A 23722-nucleotide genomic window follows, 5' to 3' on the forward strand; every position below is an offset into this window, starting at 1 on the left:
TTTGTTTGTACGCATTAAATAATTACCTTTGCATTATCATTCAAAACATCACAAAATGCAGCAGGAAGATACATATAAAACCATTGAGAAGAAATCCGAATCAATTTATACAGAAAAGCGAAGCAAATTCATTGCCATAGCTCTTCCGGTCCGTACACTTGGAGAGATAAAGACATACCTTGAGGAGTATCAGAAGAAATATTATGATGCCCGCCACGTGTGTTATGCCTATATGCTTGGGGCAGAGAGAAAGGATTTCCGTGCCAATGATAATGGTGAGCCTTCCGGTACGGCAGGACGTCCTATCCTCGGTCAGATAAACTCTTTCGGACTTACGGATATACTTGTTATTGTGGTGAGATATTTCGGTGGAATAAAGTTGGGAACAAGCGGTCTTATTGTTGCATACAAGACTGCTGCGGCTCAGGCTCTTGAAGAAGCTCTTGTGATAGAGAAAACTGTTGATGAGGATGTCTCATTCGCATTTGAATATCCTTTCATGAATGATGTGATGAGGATTGTGAAGGAAGAGGAGCCGGAGATTCTCGAACAGTCGTATGACATGGACTGTCTGATGGTACTCAGAATAAGAAAATCTGCTATGCCTAAGTTGAGGGCTCGTCTGGAAAAAGTAGAGACTTTGCGTTTCATTGATTTGTAAATTAATTATAAAATGCTATCTTTGTGTCAAATATATAAATAGTCGGACTATGAAAGCATTTGTAATTTCTTTACTTCTTGTCTTTCTTGTTTCAGGGTGTGAGATGAGAAAAGATGATGGTTTTGTGCCTTTGGAAGAAGTAGGGGAATTGCTTCAAAGTATAACTATAACGGAATTGTTTCGTGAAAAACCTATAACGGCAGAAGATATTAAAATCGCAAAAGAGCTTTTGTACGATAAATATACTTTGGATGATGTATATCCATATAAGGATACTGTGCGTTCCATAAAATGGGATGCAATAAAGAAGTGTCTTGCATACGTTGAGACCATGAGGCCGGAGTCAGGCAATTGGTGTATAATCCAGAATTATAGAAACCGGAATGGGGAAGCTCCATTGGTACGGAGTTATGTAAGAAATGAATACAGGCGTATCTCCGATTCTTTGGGTATAGAAAGATATCAGTCGGTGCCATTGTATTTGTTGTCAGATACAGTTACCCCCGTACGCTACGGTCGTGACGGAACTTTGGCTTCTGTAATAAAAAAGGTAGGAGGATATTACCATGTCTGTCAGGCAACTTTCGACGATGAATGGTATGTTCCCGAAAGGTATGTCAAGATTCTTCCTGATTCCACTAATTTCCATCATGTGATATTTGTTGACCGTGGCGACCAGAACATAACTACACTCGAACGTGTCGCTAAAGCCGAATGGAAGGTAAGAAGTATAAATCCTGCTACCACAGGCCGCCATCTTCCTCCATACGCGCAGGAAACTCCACTTGGCATGTACCTCATTCAGGAAAAGAAGCAGAAGATGATTTTTCTTAAAGACGGTTCAAGTGCAGTAGGAGGGTATGCGCCGTATGCAAGCCGTTTTACCAATGGGGCATATATACATGGAGTGCCTGTGAATGTTCCTGCCACAAAGATGATAGAATACAGCTGGAGTTTGGGTACCACTCCGCGTTCACACATGTGCGTTCGTAATGCAACTTCGCATGCCAAATTTGTTTACGACTGGGCTCCGGTGCAGGAAAGTCTGGTGATTGTAATAGAGTGACTTGTCTGGTATAACATTTCATTGTCTTTTTTAACCTTCTGATTTTCAGTGATGTCAATATTAAGTATTATCTTTGCGCCTGAATTTTCTTTGTGGATAGATGATAATACGAAATATATTCATATCGGCAGTTTTATTATTGGTGGGTTTTGTCTGTCCGGCAATGGCACCGTCTTCCGCACATGGTATGCTTGTACATTCTCCTTCTGAAATTGACGAGTGTGCAGGGCTTTATGCGTCCATGCAGTTGGAGGGGATAGTAAATTATAAAGCATTCCGTCAGGCGGTAGAGGGATACAATAAGATAGGCAACCGTCGTCGTGACATTCTTACTCTGATAGATTTCTCAAAACCATCCACTGAAAAGCGTCTGTACGTATTCGATATGAAAAAACGCAGGATGATTTTCAATTCTTTAGTCTCGCATGGCAGAAACAGTGGTGAGAACTATGCTACATCTTTTTCCAACGAATACGGTTCATATAAGAGTTCCCTTGGATTTTATCTTACGGAATCCACTTACAATGGCGGAAACGGTTATTCCCTGATATTGAACGGACTTGAGAAAGGTATAAACGACAAGGCTAAGGAACGTGCCATAGTGGTGCATGGAGCATCGTATGCCAATCCTTCAGTGATAAAAGGCGGTGGTCGCTTGGGTAGAAGTCTTGGTTGTCCTGCGCTTCCTCAAAAGATTTCCAAACCAATTATTGATGCAATAAAGGGTGGAAGTGTGATGTATATTTATGCCGAGAAACCTGAATACTTCGCACAGAGTGAGATTCTGTCTGATGTGACTGACGGAAAGAAATCATGATTTTCCCATTATAATCGTAAATACTGTTCCGTAACCGACTTTTGATTCTACGTTTATTAATCCGTCGTGCAGGGTAATTATCTGCTTGCAGAGACTCAAGCCTATACCTGAACCGTTTGGCTTAGTGGTAAAAAACGGAACGAAGATTCTTTCCTTTACTTCAGGCATAATGCCCTCTCCGTTGTCGGATATGGTGAATTTTATAGAATCATTCTTATAGTTAACCGCGGAAACTTCTATTTGAGGTCCTGCGGTTTTTTTGCATGCTTCTATGGCATTCTTTATTATGTTCAGAAAAACCTGTTCCAACTGTGCCTTGTCGGCTGATAGAGTCATATCATTGTCTTCAATACTAAAATGTATATAGTCTGTGGCAGTGAGTCCTTCGATATCCTTCAAAAAGTCATAAACTCTGATTTCGCTTTTTACGGGTGCTGATATTCGTGTAAGTTTCCTGTAGTTGTCCACAAACTCCATCAGTCCCTTGCAGCGACGGTTTATTATTCCCAGTCCCTGCGATATGTTTCTTTGGGCATTTTCGTTTATAGGAAATTCCGTACTTCTTTCTTTCAGAGTGTCCGACAATGAAATGATAGGGGTGATGGAATTCATAATCTCATGAGTCAGTACCCTGATTAGTTTTTGCCATGCTTCCATCTCATTCTTTTCCAATGCGGAATGGATATTGTTCATGCTTATTATGAATTGTTCTTTGCCATGAACAGTAATCTGTGTATATGATACAGATAAATCGAGGGTTGATTCCTGCTTCTTTCTGTGTACTATCTTTTCCTTATTGTTCAGTGCATTCTGAATATCTTCCGGCAGTTTGAATACCTCCGGTCCTAAGATACTTTTGGCGGACTTGTTCATCCATATAATCCTTCCATCCTTGTATGTTGATATTACGGCAGTATCTACACTGTTCATCAGATTCTTGTAGTATTGGTATTTTGTCTCATCTTCCATTGCGGAGTTTTTCAGATCCTTTATGATGTATGTGAGATTTTCTGCCAGTTCGGATATTTCCCTGTCCTTGAATGGAGGAGTTATTATACTGCTTGTATCTTTCGATTTCAGACACTCTATTGCTTTCTTTATCATTTTTGTCTGTCTGTTCTGCAGCCGGTATATGTTTATTATTACGAGCAGGCATAGAACAGAACAAAGCAGACAGGAAAAAACGAGTTTAGTATGCATACAGTAAACCGTTCCTGCCATACACAGAAACAGCGCGACCGTATTTGTCAATATGTAGATATTGAATCTTCCCATACCTGATGAATTAGAGTTGTAGTTTGTCTATTTTTCTGTAAAGTGCGAATCTGCTTATACCTAAAAGCTCGGCAGCCATAGTGTAATTCCCGTTCGTTACCTTTATGGCTTTTTCTATCGCCTTTCTTTCTAACGTTTCAAGGTTCAGTTCCTCGTCCGGCAGGCTTTTCTGTCCTTTCGTGCTTTGTGCGAAAATAAAGTCGTCGGTACGCAGCGAACTGTTGTCGCTCAATATCACAGCCCTTTCTATTACGTGCTGAAGTTCTCTCACATTTCCTGGCCATGAATATTTCATGAGTTTGTTTTTTGCGTCCCTGTTGATGCTTGAGATTTCTTTCTTGTACTTCCTGTTGTAAATCTTCAGGAAATGTTCTGCCAGCAGGATTATATCGTTTCCTCTTTCCCTGAGTGGCGGAATGTGAAGCTCTATGGTATTTATGCGGTAGAGGAGATCCTGGCGGAACTTCCCTTCGTCTATCATGGATTGAAGATTTGAGTTGGTGGCAGATATCAGACGTATGTCTATCGGTGTGTGTTCCACTCCTCCAAGTCTTGTAATATACCTTTTCTCTAATGCTGTGAGCAGTTTTGCCTGCATTGGCAATGACAGGTTTCCTATCTCGTCAAGAAACAGCGTACCTCCCGATGCCATCTCCATTCTTCCCGGTTTTGACTTTCTTGCGTCTGTAAACGCGCCTTTTTCATATCCGAAAAGCTCACTCTCGAACAACTGTTCGGGTATGCTCCCAAGGTCTATGGTGATAAAGCTTTCTCCTGCACGTGGCGAAAGACTCTTCACCATACGCGCCACCATGTCCTTACCTGTACCGTTCTCGCCTAATATCAAGATGTTGGCATCCGTCTCAGACAGTCTGTATATTGTGTCCTTTAGCTTTCTTACTGCCGGAGATTCTCCTATGAAATCCGATATCGGCGATTCGTTCCCCATAGCCGAAACCTGTTCGCGCAGTCTGTTGATTTCCTTATTTGATTTGCTTAGTTTGATTGCAGACGACAGTGTGGCAAGCAGTTTCTCCTTTTCCCACGGTTTTGAGATGAAGTCGGTTGCACCAGCCTTTATAGCCCTTACAGCCTTTTCTGTGTCGGCGTATGCTGTCATGAATACCACTACAGCCTTAGGGTCAATACTCAATATTTGTTCCAGATATTCAAACCCCTCATTACCGCTTATTGCGTCGCGGCAGAAATTCATATCCAGAAGTATCACGTCCGGACTGAAAGTTTCCATGAAGTGCTTTATCCTCGAGGGCTGGGTAGTCACTTTGATTTTTTCCATATATGGTTCCAGCAGTAGGTTTAATGCAAACAGCACATCTTCATTGTCGTCTATAATAAGTATTTTTCCTTTGTCTTCCATGTTGCACAAGTTTTTGCAAATATAATACTTTAAACGATGTGTTGTATGTGCGTTATCGCACGCTTTTTGTGCGCATACGCACGATATAGCAAATGATTTGTTTCTTCTAAATATCTGAAAGATAATGATATAGCATAATGGCATAGTTTTTGATTTTAAATGTCGTATAAATTATTGTTTTAGGTGTTATGACACGAATAAAAATATTTCTGATTATTGTTTTGTCTGTTTGTATTTCATGCATTGCTTATGCGGATGATACAAACAGGAGACTTACGCTCACTCTTGAGGATGCCATATCGCTGGCACACGATAATTCGCCGGAGGTGCAGGCAGCAAGGCATACATACCGTGCAGCCTATTGGAATTACCGTTCTTTCCGCGCCAACTATCTGCCGTCAGTCAGTCTGATTTCCAATCCATACCTTAACCGGCAGATTAACAAGATTACCCAGCCGGACGGAACTGAACAGTTCATCCGTCAGAATAAGTTGAGTACCGACCTTGGATTGCAGATTAGCCAGAATGTATCTTTCACTGGTGGTAACTTTTTCGTACAGACCTCTACACAGAGGATTGACGAGTTCGGAAGCAATGGCAGGGCATATAACACCCAACCGATTTCTGTTGGTTACAGCCAGTCGCTCTTCGGATATAACTATCTGAAATGGGACAAGCGTATCGAGCCGGTAAGATACCGTGAGGCATGCAAGACTTATGCGGAGACCATGGAACTTATCGCATCAAGAACCTCTCAGCTTTTCTATGCCCTTGCCTCGGCACAGACCAATCTTAATATTGCACGTTCCAACTATGCTTCTGCCGATACATTGTACAGATATGCGCGCGGAAGATATAACATAGGCAGTATCACCGAAAATGAGATGCTCCAACTGGAAGTGAACAAACTGAATGAGGAAACAAACATGATGAATGCCGGAATAGAGGTTGAAGATGCCATGCTTACTCTGCGTTCTTTTCTCGGAATAAATGATGATGCGGAGATAGAAGTAATTCCTGCAGACAGCATATACTATTTTGATGTACCGCTTGATGAGGCTCTCAGACAGGCATACGAAAACAGTCCGGATATCGACCTGTATAAAAGGCAGAAACTCGAAAGCCGCAGTCAGCTGGCATCAGCTAAGGCGTCAAGAGGCTTGAAGGCCGATCTGTATCTGCAGTTCGGTCTGTCGCAGACGGCAGATATTTTTAAGGATTCGTACAGCAATCCGCTCGACCAGCAGTATGTGAGTCTTTCCATAGCAATACCGATACTGGATTGGGGACGAGGAAAGGGAAAAGTGAAAGTGGCAAAATCGAATGTGGAACTGGTAGAGACACAGGTGGCCCAGGCCATGACAGACTTCGAACTGAATGTCAGGAAAATGGTACGCCAGTTCAATCTTCAGTCGCAGCAGGTAAGTGTCGCACGAAAAACGGAACGCACTGCCACGAAGCGTTACGAAGTGGCTCTCAAACTTTATCTTATGGGTAAATCATCTATACTGGATTTAAATGCGGCGACAACAGAAAAAGACTCTGCACTCCGGAACTACATATCAGCCATGCAGACATACTGGACTCTATATTACGGGCTGCGCAGTATAACACAGTATGATTTTATGAATAAATGTCCGATATGGCATAATCTTGAATTCTGACGATAAAAAAACATTACACTTATGGATATAAAATTAAAGAAGAAACCCTGGTACATACGCTACAAGTACAGGATAGCAGGCGGGGCAGTAATCCTTGCCGGGATAGTTTATGTGATAGTTCTTGCGTCCGGTCCCCGCCGGTTGCGGATAGACATCGACAAGATACAGACGTCGGAAGTCACGGACTCGGATTTCATGGAGTACGTTGACGTAGAAGGTATAGTACAGCCCATTATGACCATTATGGTGAATGCACGCGAAGCCGGGAATGTGAACAGCATCGTAGCCGAAGATGGAAGACTGATGAAGAAAGGAGATACGATATTGACACTCTCCAATCCGAATCTGATGAGAGATATCGACGACCAGCGTGATGATTGGGAAAAGCAGATGATAACATATCGCGAGAAAGAGCTTGAGATGGAGCAGAAAACTCTAGTCCTGAAGCAACAGACACTTGAAGCCGAATACGAACTGAATAAAATCAGGAAGAGTTTTGCCCTCGAAAAAGAAGAATACGAAATGGGAATACGCAGTAAGGCACAGCTTGAAGTGTCGCGCGATGAGTATGAGTATAAGACAGAGTCCACACGCCTGAAGTTGCGCAGTCTTCGCAGCGATTCTGCCATGACTGTTATCCGAAAAGAACTTCTGAAGAATGACCACGACAGGGAACAGAAGAAACTCCAGCGCAGCCTTGAAAGAATGAATGACCTGGTAGTGCGGGCACCGGTGGACGGGCAGTTGAGTTTTGTGAAAGTAACTCTCGGTCAGCAGGTAGGAGCGGGTGAGAACATTGCCGAAGTAAAAGTCCTTGACCAGTTTAAAGTGCACACTTCGTTAAGCGAGTATTATATCGACAGGATAACAACCGGACTACCGGCAACAGTTTCTAATCAGGGAGAGAAATATCCTTTGAAAGTCACCAAGGTTGTTCCGGAAGTTAAGGACCGTATGTTCGATGTCGATCTGGTCTTTACAGGAGATATGCCGGACAATGTCCGTCTGGGGAAAAGCTTCAGAGTGCAGATAGAGTTGGGACAGCCGGAACAGGCAATTGTTATTTCGCGCGGTAACTTCTACCAGCATACAGGCGGCAGGTGGATATATAAGCTCAGTGAAGACAAGACACGGGCATATAAAGTGCCAATAACAATTGGCCGTCAGAATCCGCGTCAATATGAAATTACCGAAGGTTTGCAGCCCGGTGATTGTGTGATTACGTCAGGATATGATAACTTTGGCGATGCGGAGGAATTGGTGTTTTAGACGTTTGGAAAAAATGTAGCCGACTCTGAAAAAACGTGGGCAAGTTTTACCTTAAATTTGCCCACGTTTTTTTTAACAGTTTCTAACGCTTCTTTTGCTTTAATTTATCTTATATTCATTTGTCGCTCCACATTCCATTGTGTATCTTTGTAAAACTAAGTGCTTTATACAAAAAACAGACTTTATATGAACAGATTATATCCCATAGGAATCCAGAACTTCGAGAAACTTCGTAGGGGTGGTTTTGTTTATGTCGACAAGACTGCGCTTATACATCGTCTTGTCTCTACAGGCGGATATTACTTTTTCGGTCGTCCGCGTCGTTTCGGTAAGAGTCTGATGATTTCCACTCTTGAATCTTATTTTGAGGGTAGGAAAGATTTGTTTGAAGGTCTTGCCATAGAAGGATTGGAGAAAGAGTGGAATGTTCATCCGGTGTTTCACATGGATTTGAACAGCCGCAATTATAAGGATGTTGATGCGCTTTATGGCATATTCAATCAGCATCTTGAAAAATGGGAAGAAGTTTATGGCGATGAGAAGAAGGACCGTGCTCCTGAAGAGCGTTTTGCATATTTGATAGAAAAGGCTGCAAAACAGACTGGTCGCGGTGTAGTAATCCTGATTGATGAGTACGACAAACCTTTAATCCAGTCGTTGGACAATGAGGAACTTCAGTCCGAGTACCGGAGTATCCTGAAATCCTTTTACGGTAATCTGAAATCATGTGACAAGTATATCCGCTTTGCCCTTCTTACGGGAGTGACCAGGTTCAGCAGGGTAAGCATTTTCAGTGATTTGAATAATCTGAATGACATCACCATGGATCCTGACTTTGCGTCTTTGTGCGGTATAAGCGAAAAAGAACTTGTAGAATTTTTTGATGAAGATGTCAGAGTTCTTGCCGAAAAGCAGAACATGAGTTGTTCTGATACATACGCAATGTTAAAGAGGAAATACGACGGTTATCATTTTGTCCAGAATACAGAGGGAATGTATAATCCGTTCAGTGTCCTGAATACTTTTTTCAGAATGATGCCTGAAAATTATTGGTTCTCCACCGGTACCCCGACCATACTCGTAAAACTCCTTCAGAAGAACAATTACCTTCTGAGTGACCTGACAGGCAATGCGGAAGCAACAGCAGATGAGCTTACCGGGCTTGAGACAATAAACACCAATCCTATTCCTTTGTTTTTCCAGAGCGGATATCTGACGATAAAGGAGTATGATGAACGTTTTAAGAATTATATACTTGGTTTTCCTAATGAGGAGGTTGAACAGGGATTCCTTAATTTCCTTATGCCCAGCTATATGAATATGCATGGCAGGAATACCAGCTTCCATATAATGAATTTCATCAAAGAATTGGAAAAAGGAAAGATTGCCAGTTTCATGGAGCGTCTTCAAAGTCTCTTTTCAGATACTCCATACGAGTTGATCCGCGACACAGAGCTTCATTACCAGAATGTTCTTTTCATAGTCTTCCGTCTTATGGGTTTCTTTACTCATGCCGAGTATCATACATCTCAGGGCAGGATAGACATGGTGGTGAAGACTCCACAGTATATCTATGTAATGGAATTCAAGTTTGAAGGTAGTGCCGAGGATGCCATAGCTCAAATAGAATCCCGAAACTATGCCCTTCCTTTCATGTCTGATGACCGTAAGGTTTATAAGATAGGAGTTAATTTCAGTGCGGAAACCAGAAATATAGAGAAGTGGATAGTATCCGATTAAGCATATAAAGAATATACTTGGTTAAAAACGTGCGTATTTGCAACATGAATGTGCGGATACGCACGTTGTTTTATATTGGCTGTTAAGAGTATTGCCTTGATTAATAGGAGATTATGTGTTTGGCATGATTTTTGATTATATTTACTATGAGAACATGTTATGAATTCTTGGAATACGTCAGTTTTCTACTGGTGTGTTATTTTAATTAAATGACTTTGGATATGATATTACATTATTTGAAAGTAGCCGTACGCAGCTTGATGAAATTCAAGATGCAGAACATTATAGCCATATTCGGACTGTCTATGTCGTTGTTTTGCTTTAGTGTCTGCCTTTATTGTAGCAGGTATATATTCAGTACAGATGATTGTTTCAGGAATAGGGACAGGATAGTTGAATTATATTTAGGACGTTCTGACAATAATTTCAGTAGTATAACTTCAGGTAGTTTACCTTCGTTTTTGAGAAACCAAGGTTTGAATGCAAAAGCCTTTTGTGGAGTTGCAAGAACGGATGAACGCTCGTATAACATTGAGGTTTATGAAGGTAAACTGTTACCTTATAACCTGAGGTTCATGGAGACTGATTCCTGTTTTAATGAAGTCTTTACTCCTGAAATATTACATGGCAGTTGGAAAAATGCAATACAGAATCCCAATTCGGTAATTCTTTTTGAAAGTACAGCCAGACGTATTTTTGGTTCAGCCGAAAAATCAATAGGTAAACGTATGGTTTTAAACAGACGTTTATATACTTCGCCAAACAGTACGCCTCGTGAGGGAGGGATAGGTTATGTGATACAGGCAGTAGCCAAGGATTTGCCATTGAATAACAGCTTGAACTTTTTACGTAGAACAGATGCTTTGGTTATTAATGATACAGAAGGGCAAATCCATGACAGAAACCTACCGGTAATGGCTGCTAGTACATTCGCATTGGTGGAAGATGCCGGTTCGGTACAAAGTTTTATTAAAGAATTAGATGACAGAAAACTTGACTTTGAAATCTTTAATGAGAAGAGGGGAGTTTTTGGCGGTACTTTCGGAACTTATTTTTGGAGTGGTGAAGGTGTAGCATTATATTTTGCTAATATTACTCTTATAGCCGGAATATTGGTATTGGTTGTAGGCTTGCTCAATTTCTTTCATTTCATAATAGGTTCTTTCCTCATACGTGTGAAAGAATGTAATATCCGTAGGGTGAACGGTGCCGGATTTAAAGATATGTTTCTGATGTTTTTCGTACAGATAAGTGTTTCTATATTTTTGTCGGCATTCGTTACTTATCTTATCATAGAACTTCTTTCACCGTTCCTTAGTCTTACACTGGTACGTTTCAGCATTGTCATAGATCCGTATTTACTGATGTGGCAGACTTTTACTTATCTTATTGGCATCATGGTGTTGTGTATGGTGATATCGTTGTTTGTAATAGTAAAAGTGAGACGGTCGTATGTTACTCAGAAACTCAACACTGTCACTGGAAGATATGGCAGGCACAGGTTGAGAAATTTATCATTGGGAATACAGCTGTTTATCAGTCTGATATTTATTTCGCTTGCAACGGCATTGTACATGCAATCTGTGAATACAAACAATTCTGTTTTCGGAACATTGTCAAAAACCGAAAAAGAACGCATCCTTAGTGTTTCGCTCGATTATTCTTTTATGGATAATAACACCAAAAAGGCATTGACAGAAAAGTTCAGACAATGTCCGGGTGTGGAAGATATCATTATTTCAGATATCAATTATCTGCAGGGAGTTTCAGGTACAGGACTTTTTCTGACAGAGAAAAGAGATAATTCCGTCGATGCAAATGTAATGCGTGTATCACCGAGCTTTTTCCGATTTATGAATATAGGCATAATATCCGGTAATGAACAGAAAACATTGGGCGAAATGGTAGTAGACGAAAATCTGGCTCGGCGTATTGATAAAGAAATTAATCTTGGAAGAATATTGTATGATTATAGAAAAGGATATACGCTTGTGGGCATATCCGCTCCTTTTGTAACAAATAATTATTATCAAGAAAGTAATAGTGGCTTTATGTTTGTACCCTCCGATTTTTCTCATTACATAGGACATTGTTATTTAAAATGTTCTACCAATCGTTTGGAAGAAACTGTTTCGTCAATAAAATCTGTAATGAAAGATGCTTTGCCGGAAAGTATTGAAGCCTCCGTGTCTACAATGATGGATGATATATACGAGGAACATGCTTTGGAGTTCAAACTGAGAGGTATTGTACTCTTTATGTCAATCATAGCACTTATCATCTCTGTGCTTGGGATTTATTCAGCAATAACTCTCGACACCGAATACCGCCGTAAGGAAATGGCTATAAGGAAGATAAACGGAGCAGGAGTTCGTCAGATAGTATTGATTTTTGCAAGGCTTTATATAGTGTTGGTTATCGTTACTGTGGCTATAGCATTCCCTATTGTGGAATTCCTGTTACGAATGTTCAGCAATATGTATTATTCTTTTATAGATACAGGTATATTGTTTTACGGAGGAATATTGTTGTTTGTGGTGTTGCTCATTACTCTGACAGTTTATGTTCGCATAAGAAATATAGCTCGAATTAATCCTGCTGAGATTATAAAGAGCGAATAGATTGCATATTTTCTCACTTTAGTTTATCTTTGTAGAAATAAGTGCGATGCCTCATTCAAAAAAACAGAATTTATATGAACAGATTATATCCCATAGGAATCCAGAACTTCGAGAAACTTCGTAAAGGTGGTTTTGTTTATGTCGACAAGACTGCGCTTATATATCGTCTTGTCTCTACAGGAGGATATTACTTTTTTGGTCGTCCGCGCCGTTTCGGTAAGAGTCTGATGATTTCCACTCTTGAATCTTATTTTGAGGGTAGGAAAGATTTATTCCATGGACTTGCAATAGAGGGCCTTGAAAAGGACTGGGATGAATATCCCATCTTTCATATAGATTTGAATAATGAAGAGTATAATTCCCGCAAGCGGCTTGAAGGTGTACTTAACAATTATCTTGTGCGATGGGAAAGGATATACGGAAGTGAGCCTTCGGAGGAATCCCTTTCGTTGAGATTTGCCGGACTTATCAGACGTGCATCGGAGCAGACCGGTCGCGGTGTAGTAATTCTTATTGACGAGTATGACAAACCTCTTATCCAGTCGTTGGATAATGAGGAACTTCAGTCCGAGTACCGAAGTATTCTGAAATCCTTTTACGGTAATCTGAAGTCGTGTGACAAGTATATCCGCTTTGCTCTCCTTACGGGAGTGACCAGGTTCAGCAGGGTAAGCATTTTCAGTGATTTGAATAATCTCCGTGATATAACGATGGAGAATGAGTTTGCATCATTGTGTGGTATCAGCGAAACAGAGTTGATAACTCATTTTGAATCAGATATACGCGAATTGTCGGTAAATATGAATTTAAGTTACGAAGAAACGTGTGGTCTTCTTCAGAAAAAATATGACGGTTATCATTTTACCGGCAATAGCGAAGGAATGTACAATCCCTTCAGTGTGTTGAATACATTCGCTTCAATGAAAATAGAAAACTACTGGTTTTCAACCGGTACCCCGACCATACTCGTAAAACTTCTTCAGAAGAACAATTACCTTCTGAGTGACCTGACAGGCAATGCTGAAGCCACTGCCGATGAGCTTACTGGGCTTGAGACAATAAATACCAATCCTATTCCTTTGTTCTTCCAGAGCGGATATCTGACGATAAAGGAGTATGACCCTGAATTCAAGAACTATATACTTGGTTTTCCTAATGAGGAGGTTGAACAGGGATTCCTTAACTTCCTTATGCCTTGCTATATGAATATGAACGGCAAGAATGCCAGTTTTCATATAATGAACTTTATAAAGGATATACGAGCAGGAAAGATCGACAGTTTCATGGAGCGTCTTCAAAGTCTCTTTTCAGATACTCCATACGAGTTGATCCGCGACACTGAACTTCATTATCAGAATGTTCTTTTCATAGTATTCCGTCTTATGGGTTTCTTTACTCATGCCGAGTATCACACATCTCAGGGCAGGATAGACATGGTGGTGAAAACTCCACAGTATATCTATGTAATGGAATTCAAGTTTGAGGGTAGTGCCGAGGATGCCATAGCTCAAATAGAATCCCGAAACTATGCTTTACCTTTCATGTCTGATGGCCGTAAGGTTTATAAGATAGGGGTTAATTTCAGTGGGGAAACAAGAAATATAGAAAAGTGGATAGTAGCAGATTAAAGTGAAAAACGATATGTTTACTGTGTGAAGCGTGCGAATTCGCAATAATAATGTGCGGATACGCACGCTTTTCGTATATCCTGTTTTTATGTAGGATGCACATATTCAATGTGTTATGCGTATGGCACGGTTTTTGAATATAAAGAATTATAAAAACGACTGTTTCATGTAAATATAGAATTTCAATGATAGTACATTATTTAAAGATGGCTTTACGCAGCCTGATACGTTATAAGGTACAGAATATAATCAGCATATTAGGTATCGCTGTAGGTTTCGTGTGTTTTGCCTTTTCCATGATATGGATAAGGTATGAGTTGAGTTATGATACATTTCATCGTGACTCGGACAGGATGTATGTGGTATATAAAAAGTCAGATCATGGATTCACTAATATTTCATACTTTACGCATTATCCTGTAGCAAGAGATATTAAGAATAATTTTCCTGAGGTTGAGGATGCTGCTGCTTTTATGAATGGACCGGCTGTAGTTGGAAGAAGTCCACAAAACGGAGATTTTTCAATGAGGATTATAGTTGATTCAGCTTTTATAAATATGTTTGATATAAAACTATTGTCCGGTAGCTGGAGTTTTCTTAATAATCAAGAAGAAGTTGCCGTCACAGAAGAGTTTGCAGAACGTCTTTATGGAACAAAGAATGTACTTGGAAAAGATCTATTTTTCTGGAAGTCACCGAAAAAGATTTCTGCAGTAGTTTCAGGTTGGGGAAAGCACTCTAATTTCAGATATGATATTATGCTCGGTGTCGATGAAAAGTTCAGAGATGATTATAGGTATAGTGGTTTTTATGTGTGCTTACGTTTGAAAGATGGTGTTAATGCCTCTGTATTTGCTCAAAAGCTGAAGAATAAAGGCTTTGAAGTACCTGGTGGAGGAGGATATACTATAAGAAATTTTTTGCTGGAGAAACTTTCATCGTCCCGTTATACGGTATTCTATAAATATGATGACATATCCTTGTCGTATGTAAAGATGTTTTCGGTAGTAGGAATAACTGTGATACTTGTGTCTTTGGTTAATTTCTTTTCTATACTTATTACCCGTATGAATATTCGTCGAAGAGAGATTGCACTTAGGATATCATGCGGTTCAGGTACAAAAGAATTGATATTGATGTTTGTAACCGAACTGGTAGTGATGATGCTCTTCAGTGGTCTTATAGGTATGTCTCTGATGGAATTTCTCAAATCTGAATTTGTCAGATTGGCGGATATAGAAGATAGTTTCTATTTGTCTTCACTCTGGTATTTCTTTGTCATTCTCATTATGTCTGTTGTAATTGCTGTCTTTTTGATCAGATATAGTAGCAGGAAAACTGTATCAGAAGAGATAATAGGAAATATCACGAGAAAGTCTGGTTTATCGTTTCAGAATGGTAGCATAGTGATACAGTTTATAATATCAGTTACCGTATTGTTTTGTCTGGCAGTATTATTCAAGCAATTATATTATCTTAAAAGTACTGATGAAGTAGGATTTGAGCGAGATGGAAAAGCTTGTCTTTATTGTCAACCTAAAGATATACATATAATACATTATTTGAGAAAACTGCCATACGTCCATGAAATAAAGGAAATGTATTCATTATTACCACAGAGAGCATCTACCAGTAGTACTATAGGTGAATGGGACGGAAAGTCAGAAGGACAGAAACCGGTTACATTGCAGGTAATACGTGAAGGACGTGACTTTCTTGATTTCTACGGTATCAAACTGTTGCGTGGAACTTATCTTACGGATAAAGAGGATGTCAAATCAGTATTGATAAATGAGGCTACGGTGAGAATGTTCGGTTGGTCAGAGCCGATAGGAAAGAAGATATATAATTATACCGTGGTTGGTGTGATAAAAGATTTTCATATTTCACTACCTACACAGCCGGTCAAACCTTATATGATAACGCTTGACAGACGTAATGATCATGGTAGTGATTACGTGATTCGTTTTGATGAAGAACATCTTTCCGATTTGAGGAACAGTATGAAAGATTATATAGAAAAGAATGGTATAAATTTCTGTTATATTAAGACTGCGAATGAAGCTTACGAAGAATATCTTGTTTCAGAACAGATGCTTCAGAAATTGCTGTCATTCGTATCTATGATATGTGTTGTTATTTCATTGTTTGGAGTATATTCACACGTTTCATTGCCATGTGAGCGACGTAGGAAAGAAATAGCTATAAGGAAAATAAATGGTGCAACGGCAGGCAATATAATGAAGATGTTTTTCAAAGATTATCTTTTAATGCTTGCAGTGTCGTGTATCATAGCATTCCTGACAGGGACTGTTGTAATGAAGAAATGGTTGGAACAGTATGTAGAACAGACTTCTATGGATGCATGGATATACTTTGGATTATTTATACTGATGGCTGCATTTATTCTTCTCTGTGTAGCGAGGAGTATATGGAAGGCTGCCAACGAAAATCCAGCTGAGGTTATCAAGAGTGAGTAATAATTTATAAAACAAGAATATTATGATACTACATTATTTGAAAGTGGCAGTTCGGAACCTGATGAAATATAAGGTTCACAGTCTTATTTCAGCATTGTGCCTGGCTGTGGGAATAGTCTGTTATACATTGGTGGCATATTGGATAAATGCTTATAATAGCATGATAAATATGCATGATAAAGAAGTTGTAACATTTAAGCTTGAAGATGAAGATGGCCGGTGGAGTCTGTTTACGCCGGTTGATGTTGAACGGATAGAGGATCTTCATATTGATGGATTGTCGGATATTACAGTTAAATTTCCGTCAAGACAGGCTGAGATAGATGTGATAGATAAGGATCAGAAAGAAAAGCCCTTTATTGTAAACTATACTGTGGTAAACGGAAATACTTTTTCATTCTATGGATTGGATTTATTGTATGGTAACAGTATTCCGGAGAAAAAGGATGAAGTCGTTATATCACGTTCTTTTGCAGAAAAGGCTTTTGGTCAAGATAATCCGATTGGGGCTGTGATACATCTGACGGAATCTGTTTACGATTTCGACAAGGGGATTCGTGATTACAGGGTTGTAAATGTGGCTGAAGACAACTGGGCGTTTCCAAGAGTAGATTGCTTTTTTTCATATCAGGCTTTTCCTCAGGGATTTATGGAAGTGTATGCACTCCTGGATGATGGTACAACTCTGTCTACGCTTAATGGCAATCTGCAGAATCTTAAATTTGTAAATAATGGAAAGGACTACAGTGTGTCTGCTTTGAGTTTTTCTGATGATTTCAAGAAAAAACAGATGACAATAATCTTTTCAATTGTATTGTTCGTCGCATCGCTCATATTGCTTTCCGGAATGATTAACTTCCTGAAGTTTGCTATACAGATGTTTTATAACCGACAGAGGGAAGTAGCTTTGCGTAAAAGTATGGGGTCTGATGCCCGGGGATTGTTTATGCTTCTGTTTTCAGAGGTATTCTGCATGCTTACAGTGTCATTTCTGCTGTCACTTGTTATAACGGAAATTGTAGTTGATACATGTCATACTTATATTTCATCCGACGATTTGCCATACATTGACTTGCCGGAAGTATATTGGGTGCAGACAAGGTGTTTTGTTTCCCTTCTTGTTATCTGTTTACTTGTGGTTTATGTTCCGGTATGGCGTTTGCGACGTTCCTGTATAGGCTATCATGTTCGCATAAACAACAATAAGCATGTCTTTCGTTCTGTCATGATGTGGCTTCAATTGAGTATTGCTATATTCTTTGTCGGAAATGTTTTGTATATAAACATTGCTTTTAATAAGGTTTACTATTCCGTCTACAGACCGGTTTCTGATGATGAGGAAGCCCGGATTATAGAGTTCAAGCCAAGTACATATCGCTTGAGGCAGAATATATCGCATGTAGTTGATGCATTCAGAAAGATGCCGGAGATTGTTGATGAGATAACTTTGTGGGGAGTGTTGGATTCTCGTATAAAACAGAGATATATTAAGGCTGATGGTACACATTCTTTTATAAAAATTACAAAGGGTAATGCCAATTACTTCCAGTTCTTTAATATCCCTCATCAGGGTGAAATGACGGAGTCGGAAGATGCTGTTTATGTAAGCGAGAGATTTATGAGACAATTGGAGAAAGACAGTATTTCCGGAACTGTTTTCATTCAAGGTACTTCATACCGTATAGCTGGTACATATAAGGCCCTGTATGGAGAGAATGAAGATGATTCACGTACAATCGGTTCTGCATTCTTCCCGGTAAAACCCTTTGGAACTTTTTATTTTAAGATTGCTGATGGGAAGGATACAGACGAAGTGATTGGTAAGATGAAAGATATTTGCAGGGAATATGTTCCGGAAACATTACCTTTGGATATTAAACCGATAACCGACAGAAAACAGACCTTGCTTGGTACGGTGGGTTTAGTCGGAACACTTGTCAATGTATTGGCTTTGGTCAGTCTGCTGTTGGTGATTCTAAGCATATATTCTGCCATTTCGCTTGATACGGACGGACGACAGAAGGAGGTTGCCATAAGGAAAATAAACGGTGCTTCTCCGGTTAAGATAGCTCTTATGTTCGGACGTTCATATATGTTGATTTATATTTTGTCGTTTGCTGCTGCATTTCCCTTTGTATATTATTTTGCATCAACAGTCTTTGTAGATAGTGCTTTCTCGGTTAACATGGATTGGGGAATGGCTTTAGCCTTGTTCGTTTCAATGTTGATTGTGGTTTTAGTTACTGTAGCATATAAGATATATAAGGTTATGCATATTAATCCGGCAGAGATTATTAAGACTGAATAAGTGATATATATTGCATTGTGCGATGTGTGCGTATTTGTAACAAAAACGTGCGATAGCGCACATGAACAGAATGTATCGTATTTGGGTAAATTGTTGATTGTTAGTAACTTAATACTTTGGCACGATTATTGATATAATATTTACAGGTGAAATGACTTTTTTTTGATATATGTTATTGATAAAGATTAAATATGCGATTCGTTTTTTGCTTCGTGCAAAGTCATATACGGTTATCAACCTGATAGGGCTTTCGTTGAGTCTTGCCTGTTGTATAATATTGTTACGATATATCCACAGGGAACTTACGGTGGATACTCATGCCAATGATTTAAGCACCATAATCGTTCCTTTAAGGGATATAGACGGTAATATTTATCCTGGAGAAAATCCGGGAAATAAGGATTATTCGGTAGATGAAAAGTATATAGAAGACAGATGTAAACTTGTAGATGAGAGGAATTCAACCATAATCAGTAATGACGTTGCTTATAAGACAAATCTGATGGCTGCCGATACAACGTTCTTCCATTTTTTTAATTATCGTGTATTGGAAGGAAATCTTTCTTTAGATAGTCCTCATGATGTTATACTTACAGAGGGCTATGCCATGAGACTGTTTGGAAAAGAATCTCCTGTAGGCAAAAATATCTATTTTGATGGAAATATGCTTACAGTGTCCGGTGTTATTGAACAATCTGTATGTAAAACCACATTCAATTTTGATGCTTTGGTCTCTAAAAAGTTAAGGCAGGGTATTTCTTTTATTTCTTGTCGGAGTATTGAATTTTGTCAATCTCTATTCTTTCGTTATGCAGAAACGAAGAAAAATATACGGTGTAAAGAAAGTTTTCGGTCTGTCCGGTAGAGGACTCTTTACTGAAATGTGGATGGAGAATTTCCTGCTGTTCGCGTGTGCTGTATTTCTTTCATGGTGTATTATAGAAACTTCTTCTGGATTGTGGCAGTGGCTATTTTCAGAGAAAATACCTGTTACCGGTTTTGACTGGTTTTTGTCACTGGGATTATTGTTGCTGGTGCCTCTCTTTACGGCTATATTCTTTTATATCAGATATGGTTACAAAAATCCTGTAACCGGCGGTGAGAATGTAATAGTATTGAATCGGTCTGCGATGAAATTACTTGGATATACTGACCTTAAGGAAGCATTTGTAAGGAGCACGTCGCCTTTGAGTATTTCTTTTGTAGATAATAAATTGATAGAATTCGGAGTTGATATGACCTCAGTCTCAGCAGTAGTTGAGGATTATTATATGGGACATCTTACGGAAGGAATCAAACCTATGATCTTTATTGTGGGGGCTAAGGATGCAGATGGGGATGTTATGATAAAAGTGAAGAAAGACAGAGAAAAGGAAGTTATAGACTATCTTCGCAAAGTTGAAAAAGAAATATATAACTCAGAGGATTTTACATATAAATGGGCTGACGATATAGTGGCAGAAATGTATCAGAAAGATAAAGAGACTGCACATATATATACTGTTTTCTCATATATCGCTATAGTGATATCATGTTTGGGACTGTTGGGTATATCTCTGTTTGATATTCGTCGCAGGTATCGTGAGATTGCTATCCGTAAGGTAAACTGTGCCAAGCCTAAAGACCTGTATATTTTATTAGGTAAGAGCTATATGCTGAATCTGGTGTTGGCATTTGTTGTTGCAGCGCCTGTATCATGGATTGTCATTTATTATTATACGGCATCTTTCGTAGAAAAGGCGCCTGTTACATTTGGACTGTTTGTCATTCCACTGTTGATAGTATTGATTTTATCTATGCTGACATTATATTATCAGATAAACAAGGCTGCACATATCAATCCGGCCGAAGTAATGAAGAGTGAATAAATATAGAAAAATAACATTTTAAATTCTACTAATATGATTAAGACAGAAAATTTGAAAAAGGTGTTCCGCACAGAGGAAGTGGAAACCTGGGCATTGAATAATGTAAGTATTGAAGTAAAGAAAGGTGAGTTTGTGGCTATCATGGGACCTTCCGGATGTGGTAAGTCTACACTGCTCAACATCCTCGGACTGCTTGATAACCCTACTGACGGGACTTATTACCTTAATGGAGTGGAAGTGTCAAAATTCACGGAATCGCAACGTACTGATATAAGGAAGGGAGTTATAGGTTTCGTATTCCAGAGCTTTAACCTTATTGACGAACTGAACGTGTACGAGAATATAGAATTGCCTCTTTTGTATATGGGTGTTCCGTCGTCGGAAAGAAAAAAGAGGGTAGAAGAGGCTATGAACCGTATGGATATATCCCACCGTTCCAAGCATTTCCCGCAGCAGCTTTCCGGTGGTCAGCAGCAGCGTGTAGCCATAGCGCGTGCAGTCGTAGCCAACCCTCAGCTTATCCTTGCCGATGAGCCTACCGGAAATCTTGATTCGAAAAACGGTAAAGAGGTTATGTCTCTTTTGAGTGAGTTGCACAAGGATGGCACTACCATTGTCATGGTTACACATTCACGTCATGACGCTAGTTATGCCGACAGAATAATCAATCTGTTCGACGGTGAGGTGGTAAATGAGGTGAGCGAATGAATTTTCATTTTTCCATATCCCTCAGATGTATCTCCAGTGCCTTTACGGATATATGTATCTCCCAAATAGAAATACCGAGTGATGCTATAAGCAACAGCAGTGCTATGCCGAATACATACACTGCTGTTGTATGAAATCCTATATAAATCAGAAACATTGTGATTACGCAGAGAAACAGACTTGATATACCAAGCACCTGCATGCTTCGTGTAAGGTAAAGCCGGCGGCGCAGATTGTCTATCTGTGCGGCTGTCACTTCCGAGTGTTTCTGTACATATTGTTCTTTAAGAGTTCTTACAAGCTGTGCGTACGACAGAAATCTGTTGGTATATGCCAGTAGTATGAGTGAAACTGCCGAGAACAGCAGGGCAGGAGTGCTTAAGTTCAGTTCTTCCATATAATTTTTTATTTTTATATTGTTTTATTGTACGCAAAGTTAGTTTTTTATTCTGGAAGTATAGTCTTTTCGTAAGGTTTTACGTATAAAGAACTGACTTTTTATCATTTTTATGTTAAAACAGACTAAAAACCTCAACGTATATTTTTATACATTATTTACAACTATTAATTTTGTAAGAGATTAAAGGCAGGTTATTGTAATGTTCTCATATAAAGTAGCAGGTAAATATATATCCAGAATAGTTTGTATGATCATGTTTGTGCTCATACAGTTCGATGTGTTCGGATATGACTTGATTTATGCTGCTTTTTGTGATGATGAGCCGTCTGCTGTCTTGACTGTGGACGATGAGTCTTCTGTAAGCGATTCGCAAGGGGAATACGCTGAATGGTCCAATCCGTCTTACAGAACTTCATCTGTCCGTTTCTTCTTCTTCTTCGATTCTTTTTGTACTTTGTGTTTTATGCCGGTATATTTTTCTGACGATTACCGGCTTCATAAACGGCATTATATATCTGAAAGTCCAATTTATATTACAGATAGCCAATCCTATATCAAGTTTAGGACTCTGCTTATTTAGTAGGGATTTATGTCTTGTGCCATGACTTCCCGTCATGGTTCAGCATATTAATTCTATTCTAACAAAACACATAGTTTCTTTTAAAATTCTATTACGTAATCTTATGAAAATTTCTATTCAGAAGGTTGCTTTTCTGTCGTTGCTGGCGGGAATGCTTCCTGCGTGCCACGAATCCGGCACAAACCAGGTAAGGAGTGACGGCTCTATACCTGTAACAGTTCTTCAACCTACAACGGTAGAGTTGCCGCGTACGTACGTGGCCGATATCCAGGCCATACAGTTTGTAGAGATAAAGCCTAAGGTGGAAGGATACGTCAAAGAGGTATTGATTGATGAAGGTGAGTTCGTGAAAAAAGGACAGCCTATGTTCCGTTTGAGTTCTGAAAACTATGCTGAGGCTGTGAAAGAGGCAGAGGCTAATTACAAACAGACCGAGGCCGAACTTGAAATGGCAAATTACGAGATGGAACGTATTGAACGCCTTGTGGACAAGCAGATTTATTCTCCGATTCGTTTGGAGCAGGCTAAGAGAGAACGTGAAGTGGCCCGTATGAAGGTGGAACAGGCTCGCGCGCAGATGCAGCGTGCGCAGATGGACCTGAAATATACTACTATCACTTCACCTTTCACGGGTTATGCTGACCGTATTCCTTATAAGGTAGGTAGCCTTGTAAGTCCTGAAAGCTTGCTTACTACAGTGAGTGACATCTCGGAGATTTTCGCTTATTATAAGGTAAACGAGAGTGAATATCTTCGTATCCGCCGTGCCCAGCTTCAGGGTGCTGATGTCCAGCAGGCTAATAATGTGGAGCTTGTTCTTGCCGACGGAACAGTTTACCAGTATAAGGGTGTTATCGAAACTGTAGAAGGTGATTTCGAACGTGGTACAGGTTCTATCGCTTTCCGTGTTCGTTTCCCTAATCCGGAAGGACTTCTTAAACATGGTGTTACCGGTAAAATCCGTCTTATGACCAAGATGGAGGATATTTGTCTTGTCCCTCAAAAATCGACTTTCGAAATCCAGGACTTTACATATGTATATCTTGTCGATAGCACCGGTACAGCAAAGGTTCGCAGCTTCAATCCTATAGAACGTTATCACAACTACTATATCACCGATGACCTTGGCGCAAACACAACTATAGTGTATGAAGGTGTGCAGATGATTCGCGACGGTATGCATATCAAGACAGATACTATCCCGTTTGCTGATGTGAGAAAAGAACTTCATTTGGAAAACGTCGAATAATCTCTTCAGC

Annotated in this window: 18 protein-coding genes; 15 read left to right on the forward strand and 3 right to left on the reverse strand. The window is 39.6% G+C overall.

Annotated elements, in window-relative coordinates:
• Window positions 1-55: 55 nt before the first annotated feature.
• The 3 genes from H6A27_RS03675 (at window position 56) to H6A27_RS03685 (ending at window position 2544) form a co-directional block, all read left to right on the forward strand.
• Window positions 56-661 (forward strand): IMPACT family protein, encoded by a 606-nt coding sequence (locus H6A27_RS03675; RefSeq protein ID WP_204507728.1) that lies wholly within the window; start codon window positions 56-58, stop codon window positions 659-661.
• A gap of 49 nt (window positions 662-710) precedes the next feature.
• Window positions 711-1727, forward strand: a complete 1017-nt coding sequence (locus tag H6A27_RS03680) for a L,D-transpeptidase (protein WP_204507729.1) — start codon at window positions 711-713, stop codon at window positions 1725-1727.
• 163 nt (window positions 1728-1890) lie between these two features.
• Window positions 1891-2544 (forward strand): murein L,D-transpeptidase catalytic domain family protein, encoded by a 654-nt coding sequence (locus H6A27_RS03685; protein WP_204507749.1) that lies wholly within the window; start codon window positions 1891-1893, stop codon window positions 2542-2544.
• Here the strand turns inward: H6A27_RS03685 and H6A27_RS03690 are convergent.
• Window positions 2539-3648: a sensor histidine kinase gene (locus H6A27_RS03690; RefSeq protein WP_239469556.1), complete on the reverse strand. Its 1110-nt coding sequence runs from the start codon at window positions 3646-3648 to the stop codon at window positions 2539-2541. The two genes, H6A27_RS03685 and H6A27_RS03690, sit on opposite strands and share 6 nt — an antisense overlap.
• A gap of 181 nt (window positions 3649-3829) precedes the next feature.
• Entirely contained in the window at window positions 3830-5197 is a 1368-nt protein-coding gene (locus H6A27_RS03695) for a sigma-54-dependent transcriptional regulator (RefSeq protein ID WP_204507731.1), read from the reverse strand.
• A gap of 197 nt (window positions 5198-5394) precedes the next feature.
• On the opposite strand from H6A27_RS03695, the gene H6A27_RS03700 reads away from it, so the two are divergent.
• The 10 genes from H6A27_RS03700 (at window position 5395) to H6A27_RS03740 (ending at window position 21483) form a co-directional block, all read left to right on the forward strand.
• Window positions 5395-6861, forward strand: a complete 1467-nt coding sequence (locus tag H6A27_RS03700) for a TolC family protein (protein WP_338083592.1) — start codon at window positions 5395-5397, stop codon at window positions 6859-6861.
• Between the two features lie 21 nt (window positions 6862-6882).
• On the forward strand, window positions 6883-8130 hold the full coding sequence (locus H6A27_RS03705; RefSeq protein ID WP_204507733.1) for an efflux RND transporter periplasmic adaptor subunit: 1248 nt from the start codon (window positions 6883-6885) through the stop codon (window positions 8128-8130).
• A gap of 186 nt (window positions 8131-8316) precedes the next feature.
• Complete coding sequence (locus tag H6A27_RS03710) at window positions 8317-9870, forward strand: ATP-binding protein (RefSeq protein WP_204507734.1); 1554 nt, start codon at window positions 8317-8319, stop codon at window positions 9868-9870.
• Window positions 9871-10091: 221 nt separating this feature from the next.
• Entirely contained in the window at window positions 10092-12491 is a 2400-nt protein-coding gene (locus H6A27_RS03715; protein WP_204507735.1) for an ABC transporter permease, read from the forward strand.
• A gap of 74 nt (window positions 12492-12565) precedes the next feature.
• Window positions 12566-14119, forward strand: a complete 1554-nt coding sequence (locus H6A27_RS03720; protein WP_204507736.1) for an ATP-binding protein — start codon at window positions 12566-12568, stop codon at window positions 14117-14119.
• A gap of 185 nt (window positions 14120-14304) precedes the next feature.
• The gene (locus H6A27_RS03725; protein ID WP_204507737.1) at window positions 14305-16599 is read left to right on the forward strand and encodes an ABC transporter permease; all 2295 of its coding nucleotides are present in this window, start codon (window positions 14305-14307) and stop codon (window positions 16597-16599) included.
• A gap of 22 nt (window positions 16600-16621) precedes the next feature.
• Complete coding sequence (locus H6A27_RS03730; RefSeq protein ID WP_204507738.1) at window positions 16622-18907, forward strand: ABC transporter permease; 2286 nt, start codon at window positions 16622-16624, stop codon at window positions 18905-18907.
• 169 nt (window positions 18908-19076) lie between these two features.
• Complete coding sequence (locus H6A27_RS15100; protein WP_239469558.1) at window positions 19077-19772, forward strand: ABC transporter permease; 696 nt, start codon at window positions 19077-19079, stop codon at window positions 19770-19772.
• Window positions 19717-20775 (forward strand): ABC transporter permease, encoded by a 1059-nt coding sequence (locus tag H6A27_RS15105; RefSeq protein ID WP_239469560.1) that lies wholly within the window; start codon window positions 19717-19719, stop codon window positions 20773-20775. Before H6A27_RS15100 ends, H6A27_RS15105 begins: the two co-directional genes overlap by 56 nt.
• A gap of 33 nt (window positions 20776-20808) precedes the next feature.
• Window positions 20809-21483, forward strand: coding sequence for an ABC transporter ATP-binding protein (locus H6A27_RS03740; RefSeq protein WP_204402279.1), 675 nt, complete (start codon window positions 20809-20811; stop codon window positions 21481-21483).
• Window positions 21484-21487: 4 nt separating this feature from the next.
• Here the strand turns inward: H6A27_RS03740 and H6A27_RS03745 are convergent, their stop codons facing one another.
• Entirely contained in the window at window positions 21488-21880 is a 393-nt protein-coding gene (locus H6A27_RS03745) for a DUF2721 domain-containing protein (protein WP_154045134.1), read from the reverse strand.
• Between the two features lie 202 nt (window positions 21881-22082).
• Between H6A27_RS03745 and H6A27_RS03750 the strand changes: the two genes are divergently transcribed.
• Both H6A27_RS03750 and H6A27_RS03755 read left to right on the forward strand, forming a co-directional pair.
• A complete protein-coding gene (locus tag H6A27_RS03750; RefSeq protein WP_204507739.1) occupies window positions 22083-22463 on the forward strand; it encodes a hypothetical protein in 381 nt (126 codons plus the stop codon).
• Between the two features lie 151 nt (window positions 22464-22614).
• The gene (locus tag H6A27_RS03755; protein WP_420867841.1) at window positions 22615-23712 is read left to right on the forward strand and encodes an efflux RND transporter periplasmic adaptor subunit; all 1098 of its coding nucleotides are present in this window, start codon (window positions 22615-22617) and stop codon (window positions 23710-23712) included.
• The last annotated feature ends 10 nt before the right edge of the window (window positions 23713-23722 follow it).

Origin of the sequence: Bacteroides caecigallinarum (assembly GCF_016902295.1) — a bacterium.
GTDB lineage: Bacteria > Bacteroidota > Bacteroidia > Bacteroidales > Bacteroidaceae > Phocaeicola > Phocaeicola caecigallinarum_A.

What these genes read in the sequence shown, in the direction of transcription:
- H6A27_RS15100 (WP_239469558.1), top strand. Translation starts at nt 19,077, where the DNA reads ATGTTATTGATAAAGATTAAATATGCGATTCGTTTTTTGCTTCGTGCA.
- H6A27_RS03740 (WP_204402279.1), top strand. Translation starts at nt 20,809, where the DNA reads ATGATTAAGACAGAAAATTTGAAAAAGGTGTTCCGCACAGAGGAAGTG.
- H6A27_RS03730 (WP_204507738.1), top strand. Translation starts at nt 16,622, where the DNA reads ATGATACTACATTATTTGAAAGTGGCAGTTCGGAACCTGATGAAATAT.
- H6A27_RS03725 (WP_204507737.1), top strand. Translation starts at nt 14,305, where the DNA reads ATGATAGTACATTATTTAAAGATGGCTTTACGCAGCCTGATACGTTAT.
- H6A27_RS03745 (WP_154045134.1), bottom strand. Translation starts at nt 21,880, where the DNA reads ATGGAAGAACTGAACTTAAGCACTCCTGCCCTGCTGTTCTCGGCAGTT.
- H6A27_RS03685 (WP_204507749.1), top strand. Translation starts at nt 1,891, where the DNA reads ATGGCACCGTCTTCCGCACATGGTATGCTTGTACATTCTCCTTCTGAA.
- H6A27_RS15105 (WP_239469560.1), top strand. Translation starts at nt 19,717, where the DNA reads ATGCAGAAACGAAGAAAAATATACGGTGTAAAGAAAGTTTTCGGTCTG.
- H6A27_RS03675 (WP_204507728.1), top strand. Translation starts at nt 56, where the DNA reads ATGCAGCAGGAAGATACATATAAAACCATTGAGAAGAAATCCGAATCA.
- H6A27_RS03720 (WP_204507736.1), top strand. Translation starts at nt 12,566, where the DNA reads ATGAACAGATTATATCCCATAGGAATCCAGAACTTCGAGAAACTTCGT.
- H6A27_RS03680 (WP_204507729.1), top strand. Translation starts at nt 711, where the DNA reads ATGAAAGCATTTGTAATTTCTTTACTTCTTGTCTTTCTTGTTTCAGGG.
- H6A27_RS03715 (WP_204507735.1), top strand. Translation starts at nt 10,092, where the DNA reads ATGATATTACATTATTTGAAAGTAGCCGTACGCAGCTTGATGAAATTC.
- H6A27_RS03690 (WP_239469556.1), bottom strand. Translation starts at nt 3,648, where the DNA reads ATGATAAAGAAAGCAATAGAGTGTCTGAAATCGAAAGATACAAGCAGT.
- H6A27_RS03710 (WP_204507734.1), top strand. Translation starts at nt 8,317, where the DNA reads ATGAACAGATTATATCCCATAGGAATCCAGAACTTCGAGAAACTTCGT.
- H6A27_RS03695 (WP_204507731.1), bottom strand. Translation starts at nt 5,197, where the DNA reads ATGGAAGACAAAGGAAAAATACTTATTATAGACGACAATGAAGATGTG.
- H6A27_RS03755 (WP_420867841.1), top strand. Translation starts at nt 22,615, where the DNA reads ATGCTTCCTGCGTGCCACGAATCCGGCACAAACCAGGTAAGGAGTGAC.
- H6A27_RS03750 (WP_204507739.1), top strand. Translation starts at nt 22,083, where the DNA reads ATGTTCTCATATAAAGTAGCAGGTAAATATATATCCAGAATAGTTTGT.
- H6A27_RS03705 (WP_204507733.1), top strand. Translation starts at nt 6,883, where the DNA reads ATGGATATAAAATTAAAGAAGAAACCCTGGTACATACGCTACAAGTAC.